This window comes from Nonomuraea sp. CA-143628, from assembly GCF_050942315.1.
GTDB lineage: Bacteria > Actinomycetota > Actinomycetes > Streptosporangiales > Streptosporangiaceae > Nonomuraea.
Genome location: NZ_CP192072.1, coordinates 4803270 through 4821557, shown reverse-complemented (window position 1 = coordinate 4821557; position 18288 = coordinate 4803270). Strand labels below are relative to the sequence as shown.

Sequence of the window (18288 nt, the reverse complement as noted above, 5' to 3'; positions counted from 1 at the left end):
CCCCGTCCGGTAACGGTGCGGTTACGGCGACAGGGGGTAGGCGGCAGGCATGCTCTATGGCAAGGAACACGTCCAGCGCTATCAGGAGACCGACGGCGCCGAGGGACACGACTGGAACAACACCACGACCCTCCTTCTCACCACCAAGGGCCGTAAGTCCGGCAAGTCGTACACGACGCCGCTCATCTACCAGAAGCACGGAGGCGTCTGCGTCGTCGTCGCTTCCAAGGGCGGCGATCCCGACCATCCCGAGTGGTACAAGAACCTTCAGGCCAATCCCGAGGTCGGGGTGCAGGTGAAGGCCGAGAAGTTCAAGGCCCGCGCCCGCACGGCCACCGACGAGGAACGGCCCGAACTGTGGCGGCTGATGGCCGCCACCTGGCCCGACTACGACAACTACCAGCAGAAGACCGACCGGAAGATCCCGATCGTCGTCCTCGACCCCATCACCGGCTGACCGCTGAGCCCGCCCCGGCCGGACTGTCGTACGGCGGGGCGGACGGTCCGCCGCACCCGTCCGGACGCGGCGCACCGCCGCCGCGCCCTTCGGATACGGCGGGGCGGACGGTCCGCCTGGGACCCGCATGATCGAAGATGGACCCATGAGCAGCGAACACCACTACCGCGTCACCGTCACCTGGACCGGCAACCTCGGTGAGGGCACCTCCGGTTACCGGTCCTACAACCGCGACCACGAGGTGGCGGCCGAGGGCAAACCCGCCCTGCCCGGCTCGGCCGACCCCGGTTTCCGCGGCGACCCGGCCCGCTGGAACCCGGAGGAACTGCTGGTGGCGTCGCTGTCGCAGTGCCACATGCTGTGGTATCTCCACCTGTGCTCGGTCAACGGCATCGTCGTGACCTCCTACCTCGACGAGCCGGAGGGCACCATGGTCGTGGACGCCGGCACCGGCGGCGGCCGCTTCTCCGAGGTCACCCTGCGCCCCACGGTCATGATCACCACGCCGAGCCTGCACGCCAAGGCCCTGGAGCTGCACGCCGAGGCCAACAAGCTCTGCTTCATCGCCAACTCCACGAACTTCCCGATCCACCACGAGCCGAGGATCCTCGACTGCCTGAAGGGGTAGCCGCCCTGGAACTAGAACGTGACGAGCGGATCGCCGATGAAGTCGGCGATGAAGTTGACGAAGAAGAAGCCGAAGAACAGGAAGTTCAGGACCAGGATCACGTAGTGCCACGGCCGGGGGCGGGCGGGGCGGGGCAGCCTGCTGTTCAGGTACATCAGCAGGAACGGGTAGATGAGCGCGCCCAGGTTGGACATGTTGGCCGACCACTCCACCAGCCCGACCGGCAGCGAGAAGTGGATGATGACCGAGATGATCACTAACAGCACGATCATGAACGGGTAGTAGAAGCGGCGCGGGTCGCCCTCGATCAGCCCGCGCAGCCGGGGGCTGGTGGCGTGCGCCGCGTCCGTGGTCACCCGGACCATGGCCTCGAAGATGCCCAGCTGGGTGGAGAACAGGATCAGCACCCCCAGCACCAGCGCCACGTAGAACAACGCCCGGCCGTACTCGTCGCCGAGCACCCCGGCCACGAACGTCGGCACGTCGGCCCGCGTCGGCTTCCGGCCCGACAGGGTGACCGCCTGCGACATGAGCAGCGTCGGCAGCAGCATGCCGAGGATGGCGCCGACGAAGAAGACGCCCCACATGTCGGTGAGCAAAAGCCGGTACCACCTGCGCCACAGCCCCCGGTTGACGTCGTCGTCGGGGAAGGTGACGCCGCTGGCCAGGATCTCACGCCGCTCGCCCCGCATCCCTGACAGGAACCCGGCGCGATAGCCCATGCCGTAACCCTTGTCGCGGTAGTGGCCCATCACGTACCAGTTCAGGCCGGAGGCCAGGGCGGTGAAGCCGGCCAGGCCGCCGAGCTGGGTCGCGGTGATGCCCGCGGGCGGCGCGGCCGGGGTGATGAAGCCGCGGATGCCCTCCCACCACTGGCTCCACGGCACGATGAGCAGGTCGACGGCGAGCAGCGCGACGAGGATGGCGCCGACCATCACCCAGTTGGCCAGCTCCAGCGCCCGGCTGATCCGCTTGGCGAGCGCGGTGATCAGGAAGACCAGCACCAGCAGCGCGATGGCCCACAGCCGCGGCTCCTCGGCGTCCGCGGGTGCGACCACGCCGTGGACGAGCGCGTAGACGCCCTGGCCGGCCGAGGCGGCCCACCCGCCCGCGATGAAGGCGAAGATCACCACGAGTACGGACAGCGGGACCCACAGCTTCCAGCCCGGCGGCACCCGGCCCCAGCCGACCACCGGGGTCTCTCCGGTCGCGATGACGTAGCGGGAGCACTCGACGTTGTAGAAGGTCTGGAGCAGGGCGGAGACCAGAATCACCCAGCCGACGCCGACGAAGCCGTACTGCCCCACGTTCAGCGGCCCGAGCAACCACTCGCCGCTTCCTATCGAGATGCCGAGGGCGATCAGGCTGGGCCCGATCGCGTACTTGACCAGCTCTTTCGGGCCGATCCTGGAGACCTTGAACACCTCTTCCGGTGTCGGAAGGTCTGTGACGTCGAGATCTGGGCGGCTTACTCCGAGTGGATGCGACATGTCAGGCCTCCTGTGCGTTCAGGGTGATCCAGAACCCCACCGGCTACAAGACCCAATCGGCGCCCGCGGAACGCCGCCGCTCGCCCTGTTCGTTGCCCAGACATGGCTGACATCCCCTATGACAGGAAAGAACAGCTCAAGCAGATAGAGAGCGGGCTGATGCCGGGCGAGCAGATCATCGCGGTGTACGACGCCATCGGCGCCGGGACGGGGTTCCTCGGGCTGACCGATCGGCGGGTCATCGTGCAGGACAAGTCGTTCGTCGGCAAGCGGATCGCGATCACCAGCATCCCCTACAGCAAGATCTCCGCGGTGAGCGTGGTGAGCAACAAGTCGTTCGCCGGCGGGTTCTTCTCCTCGGGCGCGATCGCCATTCACGTCGGGACGCACACGTACGAAGTCGACTTCCGCGGCGACAACAAGGCGCACCACGTGCATAACGTGATCTTGCATCACATATCGCGAACGTAACCGATTCCGTAAGGGGCGCGGCGGCCCGGACTGACCTATCCTGCGAAAATCACGATGCCTGCGAAAAGCAGGAGGCCTGCGAAAAGCAGGAGGCCTGCGAAAAGCAGGAGGCCTGCGAAAAGCAGTGGGTCACGCGAAGGGGGCGGGCTGGGTGAGCCGAGTCGCACGCGCCTGTACGGCGGGCCTGGCGGTGCTGGCGGTCGCCGCCTGCACCTCCACCCCGCCGATGGTGACCACGGCCCCGGGCACGGGCGCCGCCACCACCACGCGCCCCGGCACGGCGACCCCGACCACCTCGGCTCCCAGCACGTCGATCTCGCCGGTGCCGGTGCCCGGGGGCGGGCGGCCCGCGCTCCCCGCCAAGCCCGCCGCCTGCGCCCAGCCACCGGCGGCCACCGACGACATCCGCGCCACGAAGGCCGCCTCCGGCTGGCGCGTCGTGTCCACCGACGAGGGGTACGGCAAGCTGCACGACCTCGCCGTGGGCCGCGACGGCGCCGTCTGGGCCACCCATCTCACCCAGCGCCTGACGGCCGAGTCCGTGGAGACGGCCTTCGCGGGCCTGCGGCGATGGGACGGCAAGGGGTGGACGTCGTACCCGCTGCCGAGCGTTCAGGTGACCGCGCTCAGCGCGACCTCGGCCGCCGACGCGTGGGTGTTCGGCCTGGCGGACGGCAGAACCGGGCTGGTCGGCGCGTTCCAGAACGACACGTGGGCGGCGCGGCGGCTCACCGGCCGGCTCGGCGACACCTTCGGCGCGGGCGGCACCGCGGCGCGCGGCGCATGGGCGGTCAGCGGCACGTCGGCGCTGTGGTGGACCGGCTCCACCTGGCAGCACCACGACCTCCCGGCCCCGGCCGGCGCGGTGGGCGGCGGCAGCGGGAGCGGCGGCGGTTCGGGGAACAGCGGCGGAGGCAAGCGCGGCGGCGACGTGTGGACGGTCAGCGGTCCGCTGATCGACCAGGGACCGGCCGCCCGCTGGGACGGCGAGGCGTGGCAGCGGGTCGACCTGCCCGCGCTCGGGCCGCCGGACAAGGCGGAGTCCCCGCGCGTCCGGCTCAACGACGTCGTGGTGCTCGGCCCGGCCGACGTGTGGGTGGTCGGCGGGGTGTCCTGGCTGGTGCCGGGCGAGTTCACCAAGGACAACGAGCCGCTGGAGCGCTCCCGCCCGGTCGCCCTGCACTGGGACGGCGGCGAGTGGCGGTGCCGGTGGGGCGCGCCGGGGCCGACGTTCACCCAGGCCGAGCCGGACGGCCGGGACGGGATGTGGGTGCTCGACTCGACGGGGTCGCGGCTGCTGCACTTCAGCCGCGACCGCTGGACGTCGCAGACCGTGGACGGCACGATCGACGCCCTGGCCCAGCGCCCCGGCACGAGCGAGGTCTACGCGGCCGGCTCCTCCAGCCCCGAGAAGGACCTGACCCGCGCCATGCTCTGGCGCACCGGCTCGCCTTAGGTAAGTGAGGTGTAGAGCTCCATGGTCCGGTGCGCGATGCGTTCCCACGAGAAGTGCTCGACGGCCCTGGCCCGCCCGGCCACCCCCATCGCCGCGGCCCGCGCCGGATCCCCCAGCAGCGCGTTGACCCGCTCGGCGAAATCGGCGGCGAACCGCTCCGGATCGTGCGGCGTCCCATCGATCCCCTGGTCGATCGGCACCAGCAGCCCAGTCTCCCCGCCGGCCACCACCTCGGGAATGCCGCCGGTCGCCGTCGCCACCACGGCCGTCTCGCAGGCCATCGCCTCCAGGTTCACGATCCCCATCGGCTCGTACACCGACGGGCACACGAACACCGACGCGTGCGTGAGCAGCTGAATCACCTCCGGCTTGGGCAGCATCTCGGAGATCCAGATCACCCCGTCGCGCTCCCGGCCGAGCTCCCGCACCAGGCTCGTCACCTCGGCCTCGATCTCCGGCGTGTCGGGCGCGCCCGCGCAGAGCACGATCTGCGCGCCGGTGTCGAAGCTCCGCGCCGCGTGCAGGAGGTGGACCAGCCCCTTCTGCCGGGTGATGCGCCCGACGAAGATGACGTACGGCCGCGCCGGGTCGACGCCGTGCTTCTTCAGCACGTCGTCGCCCCGGTCGGGGGCGTATTGGGCGGTGTCGATGCCGTTGTGGATGACGCTCACCCGCTCGTGCGGGATCTCGGGATAGGCGAGGAGTACGTCGCGCCGCATCCCCTCCGAGACCGCGATGACCGCGTCGGCACTCGCCAGGGCGGTCCGCTCCGCCCAGGAGGAGACGGTGTAGCCGCCGCCCAGCTGCTCGGCCTTCCACGGCCGCAGCGGCTCCAGGCTGTGGGTGGTGACGACGTGCGGGATGCCGTGCAGCATCTTGGCGACGTGCCCGGCGAAGTTCGCGTACCAGGTGTGGGAGTGGACCACCCCGGCGCCCGCGCACGCGGCGGCCATCTCCAGATCCACCCCGAGCACCTGCAGGGCCGCGTTGGCGTCCGCGAGCCCGGCGGGCACCGGGTAGGCGGAGACGCCCGGCTCGTCGCGTGCGGCCCCGAAACACCGCACCCGGACGTCGGCCAGCCGCCGCAGCTCTCTGGCCAGATATTCCATGTGCACCCCGGCACCGCCGTACACATCCGGCGGGTACTCCCGGGTGAGCAGATCAACGCGCATGACACGACCTTACGATCCCTCGGGCCGCCGGGCCCAGCGTGGCGGCGGCCGGTCGGACGCCATCTTCCGTGAGCCCCAGGCACGAACTACGTTCGGTGGGCGTTTCGTCGATAGATCGGCATTTTGAGGGTAGCGTCACGGATATGAGGTCCAGGAGGGTTCTTGCGGTCGTACTGGCAGGTGGAGAGGGAAAGCGGCTCATGCCGCTCACGGCGGATCGCGCCAAACCGGCCGTTCCGTTCGGCGGAATGTATCGGCTCATCGACTTCGTGCTGTCCAACCTCGCCAACGGCGGATACCTGCAGATCGTCGTACTGACCCAGTACAAGAATCACAGTCTCGACCGCCACATCTCGCGTACGTGGCGGCTGACGGCGATGCTCGGCAACTACGTGACCCCGGTTCCCGCCCAGCAGCGGCTCGGCCCGCGGTGGTTCTCCGGCTCGGCCGACGCGCTGTTCCAGAACCTGAACCTGATCTACGACGAGATGCCCGAGCACGTGATCGTGTTCGGCGCCGACCACATCTACCGTATGGACCCGCGGCAGATGGTCGAGCAGCACGAGGACTCCGGCGCGGACGTGACGGTGGCGGCGATCCGGCAGCCGCTGTCGCTGGCCGACCAGTTCGGCGTCATCGAGACCGATCCGCAGGGGCGGCGGATCGTCGCCTTCCGGGAGAAGCCGAAGGACGCGGTAGGGCTCGCCGACTCTCCCGACGAGGTGTACGCCTCGATGGGCAACTACGTGTTCAAGACCCAGGCGATGATCGACGCGCTGCGGGAGGACGCCCTCGACCCCACGAGCAAGCACGACCTGGGCGGGAACATCATCCCGATGCTCGTCAAGTCCGGCGGCGCGGACGTCTACGACTTCGCGAACAACGTGGTGCCGGGTTCGAGCGAGCGTGACCGCGGCTACTGGCGCGACGTGGGCACGCTCGACGCCTACTACGAGGCGCACATGGACCTCATCTCGGCGCACCCGATCTTCAACCTCTACAACGACAAGTGGCCGATCCACACCGGCCACGACCCGCTGCCGCCGGCCAAGTTCGTGCACAACGACGGCGACCGGGTGGGCCGGGCGCTCGACTCGCTCGTGTCACCCGGCGTGATCGTGTCCGGCGGCACGGCGAACCGGTCGATCCTGTCGCCCAGGGTCGTGCTGCACTCGCACTCGCTGGTCGAGGACTCGGTGCTGATGGAGAACGTCAAGGTCGGCAGGGGCGCGATCGTCCGCAAGGCGATCATCGACAAGAACGTGGTGATCCCCGACGGGGCGCGGATCGGCTTCGACCTGGACCACGACCGCACCCGCTTCGCGCTGACCAGAGGCGGGATCGTGGTCATCGGCAAGAACGAGATCGTCGACCGCTGACCACCCTCACCGGCCGCCGCTCGTCGTGCTCGCGGCATCGACCGCCTCCGGTGTGGCGAGGACGGCGGGCTTGAGAGTCCGCGCGCACCAGTGCGCGAATCCGGTGGCCGGGCCCGCCTGCGGCGAGCGGTCGACGCCCGAGTCCAGGCCCTGGTCCTTGGCGCGCTTCATGTCGACCATGCCCTCGACGAACGCCTCGTTGAGGCCGTAGCCGAGCATGGTGGACCGCAGCTCGTCGAGCGACTGGCGCTGGTAGCGGACCGGACGGCCCAGCTCCTCGGTCATGATGCGGGCCAGATCGTCGGGCGACAGGTCCTGCGGGCCGAGCACGGGAACACTGCCGACGCCGGTCCAGGAGCGGTCCAGCAGCAGCCCGGCCGCCGTCGCGGCGATGTCGGCGACGGCCACCAGCGGGGCCGGGCGGTCCGCGGCGGCGGTGTCGGTGAAGACGCCGTGCTCGCGGATCGAGTCGGCCTCCTCAAGCAGGTTCTCGAAGAAGGACGGGCTGGCCAGGGCGCGGTAGGCGACGCCGGAGCCGGCGATCAGGTCGTCCATGGCCAGGGAGGCGGTGACCAGCCCGGCCCGGGCGGCCTGCGGGGTGCCGCGGCCGAGCGCCGAGACGCCGACGACATGGCCGACGCCGTGGGCGGCGAACGCCCGCGCGGCCGGGCGGGTGAAGCCGCTGTACGCCTCGTCGGGCGTGACCGAGGCGTCCGGCGGCACCAGCCAGAAGACGGCGTCGGCCCCGGAGAAGGCGCGCTCGACGGTCGCGGCGTCGCCGTGCGAGCCGGTGACCACCTCGACCCGTCCGCGCACGGCCTCGGGCAGCCGGGCAGGGTCGCGGACCACGACGCGCAGCTCCTCTCCGCGTGCGGGCGCGGCCTCGACCAGCAGCGACAGCAGCCGGCGGCCGATGTTCCCGGTGGGGGCGGTAATGACGATCATGAATAACCTCGCGGTCTGTGTCGGATCGGTACAGCCCCTTGATCGTGCGGAACCGACCCCCATTGCCACAATGGGAACTTCAGCAACCAATCATTGCCAGAAACGGAATCATGCCGGTGAGCAGCCCAGTCCCGAACCTCGACGCCAACCTCGCCATCGCCCTCGACGCCCTGCTGACCGAGCAGAGCGTCACCCGTGCCGCCGCGCGGCTGCGCACCTCCCCCGCGGCGATGAGCCGCACCCTGGCCCGGCTGCGCCGGGTGCTCCAGGACCCGCTGCTGGTGCGGGCAGGACAGGCGATGGTGCCCACACCCCGCGCCGAGGCGCTGCGGGACGAGGCCGCCGCGGTGGTGCGGCGGCTGGAGGCATTGCTCACCCCGAGCGGCGGGATCGACCTCGCCGCGCTGCGGCGCACCTTCACCGTCCAGGCCTCGGACCTGGTCGGCGCGGCACTGGCACCGGGACTGCTCGGGCTGGCCCGGCGCCAGGCGCCGGGCGTCTCGCTGCGGGTGCTGGCCGAGGAGTGGGAGGCGGGCCCCGCGCTGCGCGAAGGCCGGACCGATCTGGAGATCGGGGCCATCGACCACGTCGACCCGGAGACCCGGGTCGAAGAGCTGGTCACGCTGCGGATGGCGGCCGGCGTCAGGGCCGGGCACCCGCTCACCGAAGCGACCCTGACGCCCGCCAGGCTGGCCGCGGCCGAGCACGTGGCGGTCAGCCGCCGGGGACGCTTCACCGGCCCGCTGGACGCGGCCTTGGCCGAGCAAGGGCTCAGCCGGCGGGTCAGCGCCGTCCTGCCCGGACATCTGGCGGCGATGGCGCTGGCCGCGGTCGGCGACATGGTCTGCCTGGTGCCGGCCGCTCTGCCGGGCGAGCCCCCTTCACCACTCAGCGACGCGGCGCACGCACTGGGACTGCGCCTGCTGGACATCCCGCTGCCGCTGCCACCACTGACGATCGGCATGGCCTGGCACCCGCGCCACACCGCCGACGGGGCTCACCAGTGGCTGCGTGGCGCGGTGCGCCGGGTACTCGCCCCTAATACTGCTTGACGCTGTAGTCATACCGGCAGGGCAGCGGATTCTCCGCCCGCACCCGCGCCCGCCCCGTCGGATTGAGCCGTTCGTGGTAGTCCCACCACAGCTCGTCCAGCGTGTCCTCCCCCTCCCGCAGGTCGTCCACCACCAGTCCCGTCTCCAGCACCCGCCCGGCGCGCCCGACATCGCCCGCGTCCAGGGCCGCGCGGCATTCCAGGAGGCGGATCCGGCCGTGCCAGCGGTCCTTGGGGCCGAGCTTGTCGATCAGGACCAGGGCCGCGTCCGGGCGGTCAGCGGCGAGCAGGGCGACGAGGGTCTCGATGGTGAGAGGGCGCAGCCGCGGCGACAGCGCGTGCGCCCGCTCGTACAGGTCGGCGGCGCGCGACGGGGCGAGGACGGCCAGGTTGCGCAGGGCCCACGCGTTCTCGGCGCAGGCCAGGGAGCGTTCCCATGCGGCCCGGGCGCCGTCGTGGTCGCCGTCGTGATAGAGGTTCACGCCCAGGTGGAGCAGGGTGAACCAGGTGCCGCCCGACTCCTCCACCGACTTCTCCAGCAGCGCGCGCCACTCGGGGCCGACGGTGTAGGAGGACGGCGGCAGGGCGGGGGCGGGTGTGGGGATCGAGCCTTTGCGCACCAGGGCGAGCCACGACTGCTGGTCGCGGCCGATCGTCCAGTCGGCGAACGGCGTGCCCGGCAGGTTGAGCACCCGGCTGCGCCGCTTGGCCAGGGCCCGGCGCTCCAGCGCGCCCCAGCCGCTGCCGACGTGCAGGACCTCCATGGGCACCGCCGCGGCCAGCCCTGCGGCCTGCTCGTGCGCCGCCTGGAGCCGGTCGCGGGAGATCAGCCGGTCCACGGCCCGGCTCACGTGGCCGAGCGCCTCGTGCCAGGGGCCGTGGGATCGCGTGGGGTCGGCCTGGAGCAGGCCGTACGCCTCGGTCCAGGACAGGGCGGAGCGGGCGGGCAGGCGTACGTGCTCAAGCTGGGTGCGGGTCAGGCCCGCCTGGATCTCCAGGTACGGCCGGTCGGGGCCGGACAGCCAGTCCTGCCAGTTGCGGCCCGCCGCGCCGGTGCCCCAGCGGAAGTGCTTGCGGCCGCGCAGCAGGTCGGTGGAGACCTGCGCGAGCCCGCCACCGTCCGCGTCGAGGGCGGCGATCCAGCGGCGTTCGCCGCGCAGCAGTTCGTAGAAGAAGTCGGCGGCCTGCTCGTTGCGGGCCGGGTAGGACTGGTCGGCCTCGTGCCAGCGCGGCACGGGCACCCGGCGCAGCATCCCGTCATAGGAGAAGTGGTACGCCTGCCGCGCCGGCGCCAGCACCCGGCTGCCCGGCGTCTGCGGCACCGCCGCGTTCGACCACCAGTAGACCGGGGCATCCACCGCTGAAGGGTTATAAATCCGGACGTGTACGAGGAGCACCGGGGACCCCGGCGGCAGGTGGACATCGAGCTGGTAGACCAGCCGCCGCATCCGTTCCCACTCGTACATCCGCAGCACCGGCACCCCGTCGGGCCCCGCCACCCGGACGGCGTGGACGGGCGCGCAGGCCAGCGCGGTGTGCCCGAAGGTGCCGAGATTCCACTCCACTCCCCCGGCGAACCACGCGTTGCGCAGCCCGAGGTTGGCCAGCTGCAGGTGGGGCGGCTTGTGCAGGAGCTCGCGCCCGGTCGGCAGGTGCACCAGCGAGCGCAGCCGCCCACCGTACTCCAGCAGGAACTCCGCGCGCAGCAGCTCGTTCTCCAGCACCGCCGTCTTCAGCTCCCGCTCCTCCCGCTCGCGGCCGTAGCCGTCCTGGAAGGTGTACGGCAGGAGCGATTCGGCGTGCCCGTAAGCCAGCTGGGCCGCCATCTCGGCGTCGGCGGCGGCCGTCTTCAGCCCGCCACGCGGATCGGGGAGCGTGCGCAGCGGCGGCAGCGGGTTCTCCGGACCCAGCGGGGACACGGGGAGCACGACTGTGGATGTCCGTAGCATTTGGCGAGTATTTTCCCATAAAACCGACAGATAAGAGCTTCAGCCGGGTTTCGGGCATGATTAGACGGTGAACCGGTACGAACGCTGGAACATGCTGTTAGAGCTCGTCGCCGAGGCCGGCCGCCTGAACGTGTCGGAGACGGCGCGCAAGCTCGGCGTGTCCGCGGCCACGATCAGGCGCGACTTCGACGAACTCGCCGACCAGCAGTTGCTGACCAGGACCAGGGGCGGCGTCATCGCGCACAGCGTCTCCTACGACCTGCCGCAGCGCTACAAGGTGGCCCAGCACGCGCCGGACAACCAGCGCATCGCCGCCGCGGCGGCCGCCCTGGTGCCGGTGGGGGCGACGGTCGGGCTCAACGGCGGCACCACGACGACGGAGGTGGCCAGGGTGCTGGCCAACCGCCCCGACCCGCCCTCCGGCCGCCGCGGCCCGGCGTTCACCGTGGTGACCAACGCCTTGAACATCGCCCACGAGCTGGCCGTGCGGCCGCATCTGCACGTGGTCACCACGGGCGGCTCCGCGCGCGCCGAGTCGTACGAGCTGGTGGGCCCGGTGGCGACGGGCATGCTGGCCGACGTCGCGCTCGACGTGGTGGTGCTGGGCGTCGACGCGCTCGACGTCAAGCACGGCGCCAGCGCCCATGGCGAGGGCGAGGCGGCCGTCAACCGGCTGATGGCCACCAAGGCCCGCCAGGTGATCGTGGTGGCAGAAGGTTCGAAGCTGGGCCGCCGGGCGTTCGCCCTGGTCTGCCCGCTGAGCAGGATCAACGTCCTGGTGACGGACTCCACGGCCGCGCCGGAGCTGACCGCCGGGTTCTCGGACGCCGGCATCCGGGTGATCCGGGTCTAGGCCCCGCATTTGATCGTTTCCGGTGCTCCGGCCGACCCTCACCGCTAGGCTTCCCGCTCTGTGCTTGACACCAGGAAACGGGAAATGTCAGGAAGTGGGGGATCTAGATGTTGATCGCACTGGGCGTGATCGTCGCGCTGATCGTCGGCGTCGCGCTGTGGTGGAAGTTCCGCGACCCGCTCAGGGGTGAGGACTTCTACAAGTTCCACGTCGAGCGTACGTGGGCCTGGGAGCTCGTCCTCACCGAGGAGCAGGAGCGGGCGTTCATGGCCGGGCTGGAGGCCTATGACGAGGAGCGGACCGTCTTCCCGCACCGGGAGGCGGGGGCGCTGCACGTCTACAACCCGCAGATGATGGTCTCGCTGTTCCTCCTCACCGAGCAGTTCGCCGCGATGGGCCCGGGGGCGCTCGCGGATCCGGCGGGCGCCGTACGGCACCTGATCGGCCGCGCCGCGGAGGCGGAGATCGACGGTGTGCTCTACATCGACGACGAGTGGATCGAGGAGCCCGTCGACGGCCTGGACAAGTACGACTTCACCCGCGAGATAGGCATGGCCACGCACGCACAGGGCGTCGACGGGGGCGTCGGCGGCTATGGGAACGAGGACGCCGGCTACGGCATGCTCACGGTGCTCACCGAGGTGCCGGCGCATGTACGGAGAATGTACGACGAAGCGCACAGCCACGCCTCGCCCGGCGAGATCCGCAACCGCCTCGACGTCTACAAGGCGGTGATCGAGGAGCCGGAGCCCGAGTTCGTCGCGGGGCTCGAGCGCGCCGACGGCGAGCAGAGCCGCTTCACCAACACACTGATGTACGACTACAGCCGGGTGCTCGCCGATTACCAGGAGCTTCGCCCGCACATGCCGCACGCCCAGCCCGTGGACGTCATGTCCGCCGCCCTGGCGCGGATGCTCACCGAGCGACGCCCCGGCATCACCTGGACCCGGCCGCCGTCACAGGAGCAGCACGACCTCGCCCTGCGGCTGATCTCCACCCGAGGCTGACCCGCGCGAGTCTCAGCGCCGCCGCCGGGGGAAGCGGCCCGTGAAGACCCGTACGTCCACCGCCTCCCCGGCCAGGTCGCCCGCCCATCTGACCGCCGTCTTCAGCGACGGTTCCGGGGCGTGGTAGGCCCGGTCGACCGACCACCACCAGGTCTTCTCCCGGCGCGGCTCGGCGGCGAGCCCGGCCGCCGCCAGCCCCGCCGGGAGAGCGCCCCGCTCCAGCAGCTCCGCCCACTGCCCCCGGCGCAGGTTGAGGTAGAGCAGGCCCTTCAGCTCGCTCAGCACGCCGAAGTCGCTGACGGCGGCGCGGGACAGGTCCAGCGCGTACAACCGAGGGCAGGACAGCAGCGGCGTCAGGTCCACGGGCCGCTCGGTGCGCAGGGTCAGCGACCGCAGCGTGGCGTGGCCGGCCAGAGGCGCCAGGTCGATCCCGTCCATGGCCAGGTCGAGCAGTTCCACCGGAGTGTCGCGCAGCGGGGTCAGGTCCGCGCCCGGGCAGTTGTCCACCTTCACCTGCCACAGCACCGGCGCCCCGCGCACCGGCCCGAAGTCGACCCAGGGGGCGTTCAGCACCGACAGGCGCTGGATCCGCGGCTCCCAGCCCCGGATGGTGGCCGCGTCGGGACCGGCGACCGTCAGTGAACGGGTCTGCTCGTGGGCGTGCCGGTTCGGCTCCTTCATGTCACCGAGATCGATCCACAACTCGCCGTTCTCGACCGCGTAGGCGCCGGCCTGCAAGGCGGTGACGTGCCGCCGCAGCAGGCTGGTCACGGAGTCGGCGACATAGACCGGGCCTTCGTCGTGGTGCGTGCCCATGCGGATGACCTGGCCCGGCCGCCCGTCCGGGCCGGGCGCCAGGTCCACCGCCAGGAAGTCGCCCCCGGTGCTGGTGGCGAACGGGATCCAGCACGGGTGGTCCGACGCCCGCCGCATCGCCAGCGAGGGGCCCACGCCGGTGATGAACTGCTGGTGGCTCCAACTACGGCCGGCCGCCCACCAGCGGTTCTCCGGGCGGCTCTGGTCCTCCAGCAGTTCGAGGCCGAACCACGGATGCCGGTCCAGGAGGCCCTCACCGCCGTCGCCGTCGACCAGCGCGTAAAGGGCGCGCAGGTCCTCGGGGAGCGTCACGCCGTACCGGACCCGGAGCTGGGCCTCCAGCCAGGCGCGGCGCGCTTCGGGGAGCGCGGGGGGCGGGGCGTACTTGTCCGTGCCAGGACCGCCCAGGACCCGGTCACGCTCGCGTAAGTACGCGCCGAGCAGCGCGACGGCCTCCTTCGGATCTCCCGCCGGAGCGGCGTCCGGCCGGCCCCGCTGGAACTCTGCGGGCTCGGGCGGCAGCACGCCCCGATCGAGCACGTACAGGAAGCCGTGCTCGCCGTGATCCACGCGGTCCAGCGACTCGCTGACCACCGCTTCGAACCGGCCCTTGGCCTCGACCACCAGCTCGATGGCGAGGTGGTCGCCGCTCGCCCCGGCCAAGGTGTAGATCTCGCACATCTCCTCGTGCAGGTCGATGTCATCCGCCTCGCCCGGCTCGACCCGCAGCCCGCGATGGCCGGACCCGTCCGGACCTGTCGCGAACCCCTGCAGCTCGGCCCGCCGCCATCCCGCGGGCGCTCCGGCCGCGATCTTCTCGGCCATCGTACGGAGCACATCGGCGATCTCGGAATCACGATCATGGGTCACAGGACACACCTAACCATCGCGACGCGCCCGCTTCGTACCACGCACGATGATTACCGAGCGTATCCACTGGACACTTAGCGTCATACAGGCGTTGTGTCGTGGGAGGAAGGGCTCCATGCAGGGCATTGGCGGACCGCCGGCGAAGGCGTTGCGGACGCCGCGCGCCGCGGGAGCCGCGGGGATCCTCGCCGCCCTGCCGCTGGGCGGCACCATGATCCTGGTGCGCAGGGCGCTGCCCGCGCATCCGATCAGCGAGGCCGCCTATCTCGCCGACACCGCCGGCCATCACGCCCTGCGGGTGGCGCTGATCCTGCTGCCGTTCGGGGGGATCTTCTTCCTGTGGTTCATGGGCGCCGTACGGGATTCCATCGGGGCGCGGGAGGACCGGTTCTTCACGACCGTCTTCCTCGGCGCCGGCCTGCTGTTCGTGGCCATGCTCTTCGTCTTCGGCGCGGCGGCGGACGCCTTTCTGGCCACGATCGACACGATCCGGGACCCGTCCCAGCCCATCGCCTTCTGGCCCTACGGGCGCCATCTCACCCTGGTCCTGATGACCGAGTACGCGCCGCGCATGGCCGCGGTGTTCACCCTGACGACCACGACCATCGCGACGCGTCTCGGCCTCTTCCCGCGGTGGCTGTCCTGGCTCGGCTATGTCGTCGGGCTGGTGCTCCTCCTTGTCGTCAGCAGCGTCGCCTGGTCGGAGGTCATCTTCCCGGTCTGGGTACTGATCGTGGGCTGCTTCCTGATCGCCGCCCACTCCCGGATGATCTCCGCCAACCTGCCCAACAAATGACTTTTTGCCGCCATATCAGCTACGTGGCGTCGGGTAGGTCGTGGAGAGGGCGGCTCGGCGGCAGGCGGCCGCCCGGCCCGACGGGGAGTTTACTGTGCGAGTTGTCGTTGATCTCACGCGCTGCCAGGGCTATGGGCAGTGCGTCTTCCTGGCGCCGGACGTGTTCTCGATGCCCGGCCAGGAAGCGCTCATGTACGACACCGGCCCGGACGACGACCAGCGCGAACATGTGCTGCGGGCGGCGGCGGCCTGCCCGGTCCAGGCCATTCACCTCGACCGGATGACCACCCAGCACAGAACCATGCGGCCGGAGCTGGGCCCCTCCCCCACGGGCGACGGCGAGGCGTTCAAGCGCCAGGGCCGCATCGTCATCGTCGGCGCCTCCCTGGCCGGCGCGCGGGCCGCCGGGGTGCTGCGCAGAGACGGCTTCACGGGCTCGCTGACCCTGATCGGGGACGAGCCGCACCAGCCGTACGACCGGCCACCGCTGTCCAAGCAGGTCCTGATGGGCAAGGTGCCCGCCGAGCGCACCCTGCTCCCCCAGCTGCGCGAGGTCGAGGTCAACTGGCTGCCGGAGACCCGGGCGACCGGGCTGGACCTGTCCGCGCAGAAGGTACGGCTCGCCGACGGCGGGGAGATCGGCTTCGACAAGGTCCTGATCGCCACCGGCGCGCGGGCCCGGCCGTGGCCGAAGGAGCCGGAGGCCGCGCTCGACGGCGTGTACGTCCTGCGCACGCTCGACGAGGCCAGGCGCCTGCGGGAGCGGGTGGCCACCGGCGTCAAGAGGGTGCTGGTCATCGGGGGCGGATTCACCGGGTCGGAGGTGGCGTCGGTCTGCCGTGAGATGGGCCTGCCGGTGACCCTCGTCGAACACGGGCCCGTTCCGCTGCGCGGCGCGCTGGGCAACGTGATCGGCGCGGTCGCGGCGGACATGCAGCGCGCGGCCGGTGTGGACCTGCGCTGCGAGGTCACGGTGGCGGCCCTGGAAGGGGACGCGGACGGGCGGCTGCGCGGTGCCCGGCTGTCCGACGGCAGCACCGTGGAGGCCGACGTGGCGGTGGTCGCGCTCGGCGCGGTCCGCAACATCGAATGGCTGGAAGGGTCCGGGCTGGCGTGCGGGGTGTGGGGGATCGCCACCGACGCGGGCTGCCGGGCCTTCGACGTCAACGGCGTGGTCACCGACAACGTGTTCGTCGCCGGTGACGTGGCCCGCTTCCCGCACCCGGTCTTCCACTACCAGTTCCTCGCGCTGGAGCATTGGGGCAACGCCGTCGCCCAAGCCGAGGTCGCGGCCCACAACATGATCAGCGACCAGGCTCATCGCTGGCCGCATCTGTCGCTGCCGGTCTTCTGGTCCAACCAGTTCGGCGTCAACATCAAGTCGGTCGGCGTGCCGAGCTTCGCCGACGAGCTCATGATCGCGCAGGGCTCGCTGGCCGAGCGGCGGTTCGTCGCCGTCTACGGCTACCGGGGCAGGATCACCGCCGCGGTCACCTTCGACCACGGGATGTGGCTGGACTTCTACCGGCGCCTGATCGAGCAGGCCGCGCCGTTCCCCCCTGACTTCCACACGGTCGACCGGCTCGACGGATCACGGCCCGTTCCGGCCCAGGTGCCGGAGCGGATCAAGCCCGCCGAAGGAGCGACCGTGGTGGTGACCGGCCACGATCCGGGCGAACGCCGCGCCACGCTCGTACGCCCCCAGCGGTAAGACCATCTCGAACCCACGCGTCCAGGGAGGCACTTCGTGGAGCCGGCAAGCAGCTACCAGCAGATTCTCCAGTACTCCAACCGGGCCGACCCGTATCCGCTGTACGCCGAGCTGCGCAAGACGCCTGTCGCGCGGCAGGAGGACGGCAGCTACGTCGTCAGCACGTACGAGGAGATCGTGGCGCTGCTGCACGATCCGCGGGTCAGCTCCACCGCGGGGCAGCTGCCCTCCTTCATCTCCACCGATCCGCCCGAGCACGACCGGCTCCGGCGGCTGGCGATGCGTCATTTCGGGCCGCCGCATTCGCCGCGCAAGGTCGACAGCCTGCGCGGCGAGCTGCTCCAGATCGTGACGGAGTTGATCGACGGCCTCGGGGACCGGGAACAGGCCGACATCGTCGACGACTTCGCCTACCCGTTCCCGGTCACGGTGATCTGCCGCCTGCTCGGCGTGCCGCTGGAGGACGAACCCCGCTTCCACCACTGGGCGGACGAGCTCATAGAGGTCCTCGGCCCCGGTGAGGAGGATCTGGCGGAGCGGATGGAGAGACGCAAGGCCGTGCTGCGCACGCTGGGCGAGTACCTGGCCGGGCTGATCGACGCCCACCGCGAGAACCCGGGCGACAACCTCCTGTCCGGGCTGATCACCGACGAGGGCCCCGACGGGACGATGTCGCGGCACGAGGTGATCGCGACCGGCACGCTGTTGCTGATCGCCGGCCACGAGACCACGGTCAACCTCATCACCAACGGCATGCTCACCATGCTGCGCAACCCGTGGCTGCTCGAACGGCTGCGCAAGGAGCCGGACCTGGCCATCCACACCATCGAGGAGCTGCTGCGCTACGAGCCGCCGGTGCACTTCCTGCCCAACCGGGTCGCCCTCGACGACATCCCCATCGCGGGTGTCACCATCCCCAAGGGCGCCCACATCATCCTCGCGCTCGCCTCGGGCAGCCGCGACCCCGCGCACCTGCGCGACCCCGACCATTTCGACCCCGACCGTCCCTACATCCAGCACCTGGGCTTCGGCGGCGGCGTCCACCACTGCTTCGGCGCTCCGCTGGCGCGGCTGGAAGCCCAGATCGCGCTGCGCGAGCTCGCGCGGCGGCTGGTGAACCCCAGCCTGGTCACCGACCCGCCGCCCTACCGCCCGAGCTCCACCCTGCGCGGCCCGCGTCACCTGGAGATCCAGTACGACGGAGTCAACCCGTACAGCGAGCTACCGGCCACGTAGC

16 protein-coding genes are annotated in these 18288 nt (G+C 71.0%); 11 read left to right on the top strand and 5 right to left on the bottom strand.

Annotated features, from left to right (window positions below):
* Positions 1–49 precede the first annotated feature (49 nt).
* Together ACQP2T_RS22040 and ACQP2T_RS22035 are read left to right on the top strand one after the other, a co-directional pair.
* Positions 50–457: a nitroreductase family deazaflavin-dependent oxidoreductase gene (locus tag ACQP2T_RS22040; RefSeq protein ID WP_433517987.1), complete on the top strand. Its 408-nt coding sequence runs from the start codon at positions 50–52 to the stop codon at positions 455–457.
* A 145-nt stretch (positions 458–602) separates the two neighbouring features.
* Positions 603–1085 (top strand): OsmC family protein, encoded by a 483-nt coding sequence (locus ACQP2T_RS22035; RefSeq protein ID WP_433517986.1) that lies wholly within the window; start codon positions 603–605, stop codon positions 1083–1085.
* A gap of 11 nt (positions 1086–1096) precedes the next feature.
* Here the strand turns inward: ACQP2T_RS22035 and ACQP2T_RS22030 are convergent, their stop codons facing one another.
* The gene (locus ACQP2T_RS22030; RefSeq protein WP_433517985.1) at positions 1097–2575 is read right to left on the bottom strand and encodes an Nramp family divalent metal transporter; all 1479 of its coding nucleotides are present in this window, start codon (positions 2573–2575) and stop codon (positions 1097–1099) included.
* A gap of 102 nt (positions 2576–2677) precedes the next feature.
* Between ACQP2T_RS22030 and ACQP2T_RS22025 the strand changes: the two genes are divergently transcribed.
* Positions 2678–3046, top strand: a complete 369-nt coding sequence (locus ACQP2T_RS22025; RefSeq protein WP_225301025.1) for a PH domain-containing protein — start codon at positions 2678–2680, stop codon at positions 3044–3046.
* Between the two features lie 151 nt (positions 3047–3197).
* Positions 3198–4502, top strand: a complete 1305-nt coding sequence (locus tag ACQP2T_RS22020; RefSeq protein WP_433517984.1) for a hypothetical protein — start codon at positions 3198–3200, stop codon at positions 4500–4502.
* Here ACQP2T_RS22020 and glgA read toward each other — a convergent pair.
* Positions 4499–5674, bottom strand: a complete 1176-nt coding sequence (glgA, locus tag ACQP2T_RS22015) for a glycogen synthase (protein ID WP_433517983.1) — start codon at positions 5672–5674, stop codon at positions 4499–4501. The genes ACQP2T_RS22020 and glgA overlap by 4 nt on opposite strands.
* A 200-nt stretch (positions 5675–5874) precedes the next feature.
* Between glgA and ACQP2T_RS22010 the strand changes: the two genes are divergently transcribed.
* Positions 5875–7053, top strand: a complete 1179-nt coding sequence (locus ACQP2T_RS22010; protein WP_433517982.1) for a glucose-1-phosphate adenylyltransferase — start codon at positions 5875–5877, stop codon at positions 7051–7053.
* 6 nt (positions 7054–7059) lie between these two features.
* Here ACQP2T_RS22010 and ACQP2T_RS22005 read toward each other — a convergent pair whose 3' ends face one another.
* Positions 7060–7998, bottom strand: a complete 939-nt coding sequence (locus ACQP2T_RS22005) for an NAD(P)H-binding protein (protein ID WP_433517981.1) — start codon at positions 7996–7998, stop codon at positions 7060–7062.
* Between the two features lie 116 nt (positions 7999–8114).
* Between ACQP2T_RS22005 and ACQP2T_RS22000 the strand changes: the two genes are divergently transcribed.
* Positions 8115–9050, top strand: coding sequence for a LysR family transcriptional regulator (locus ACQP2T_RS22000; protein ID WP_433517980.1), 936 nt, complete (start codon positions 8115–8117; stop codon positions 9048–9050).
* Here ACQP2T_RS22000 and ACQP2T_RS21995 read toward each other — a convergent pair.
* Positions 9037–10998, bottom strand: a complete 1962-nt coding sequence (locus ACQP2T_RS21995; RefSeq protein WP_433517979.1) for a DUF5107 domain-containing protein — start codon at positions 10996–10998, stop codon at positions 9037–9039. The two genes, ACQP2T_RS22000 and ACQP2T_RS21995, sit on opposite strands and share 14 nt — an antisense overlap.
* 67 nt (positions 10999–11065) lie before the next feature.
* Between ACQP2T_RS21995 and ACQP2T_RS21990 the strand changes: the two genes are divergently transcribed.
* Both ACQP2T_RS21990 and ACQP2T_RS21985 read left to right on the top strand, forming a co-directional pair.
* Positions 11066–11851: a DeoR/GlpR family DNA-binding transcription regulator gene (locus tag ACQP2T_RS21990; RefSeq protein ID WP_433517978.1), complete on the top strand. Its 786-nt coding sequence runs from the start codon at positions 11066–11068 to the stop codon at positions 11849–11851.
* 107 nt (positions 11852–11958) lie between these two features.
* The gene (locus tag ACQP2T_RS21985; RefSeq protein WP_433517977.1) at positions 11959–12858 is read left to right on the top strand and encodes a hypothetical protein; all 900 of its coding nucleotides are present in this window, start codon (positions 11959–11961) and stop codon (positions 12856–12858) included.
* Between the two features lie 12 nt (positions 12859–12870).
* Here ACQP2T_RS21985 and ACQP2T_RS21980 read toward each other — a convergent pair whose 3' ends face one another.
* Positions 12871–14544 carry an SMI1/KNR4 family protein gene (locus ACQP2T_RS21980; protein WP_433517976.1) on the bottom strand — a complete coding sequence of 558 codons (1674 nt, stop codon included), beginning with the start codon at positions 14542–14544 and terminating at the stop codon, positions 12871–12873.
* Between the two features lie 115 nt (positions 14545–14659).
* Between ACQP2T_RS21980 and ACQP2T_RS21975 the strand changes: the two genes are divergently transcribed.
* The 3 genes from ACQP2T_RS21975 (at position 14660) to ACQP2T_RS21965 (ending at position 18287) form a co-directional block, all read left to right on the top strand.
* Complete coding sequence (locus tag ACQP2T_RS21975; protein WP_433517975.1) at positions 14660–15340, top strand: hypothetical protein; 681 nt, start codon at positions 14660–14662, stop codon at positions 15338–15340.
* Between the two features lie 94 nt (positions 15341–15434).
* Entirely contained in the window at positions 15435–17051 is a 1617-nt protein-coding gene (locus tag ACQP2T_RS21970; protein WP_433517974.1) for an FAD-dependent oxidoreductase, read from the top strand.
* A 36-nt stretch (positions 17052–17087) separates the two neighbouring features.
* The gene (locus tag ACQP2T_RS21965; protein ID WP_433517973.1) at positions 17088–18287 is read left to right on the top strand and encodes a cytochrome P450; all 1200 of its coding nucleotides are present in this window, start codon (positions 17088–17090) and stop codon (positions 18285–18287) included.
* Position 18288: the final 1 nt, after the last annotated feature.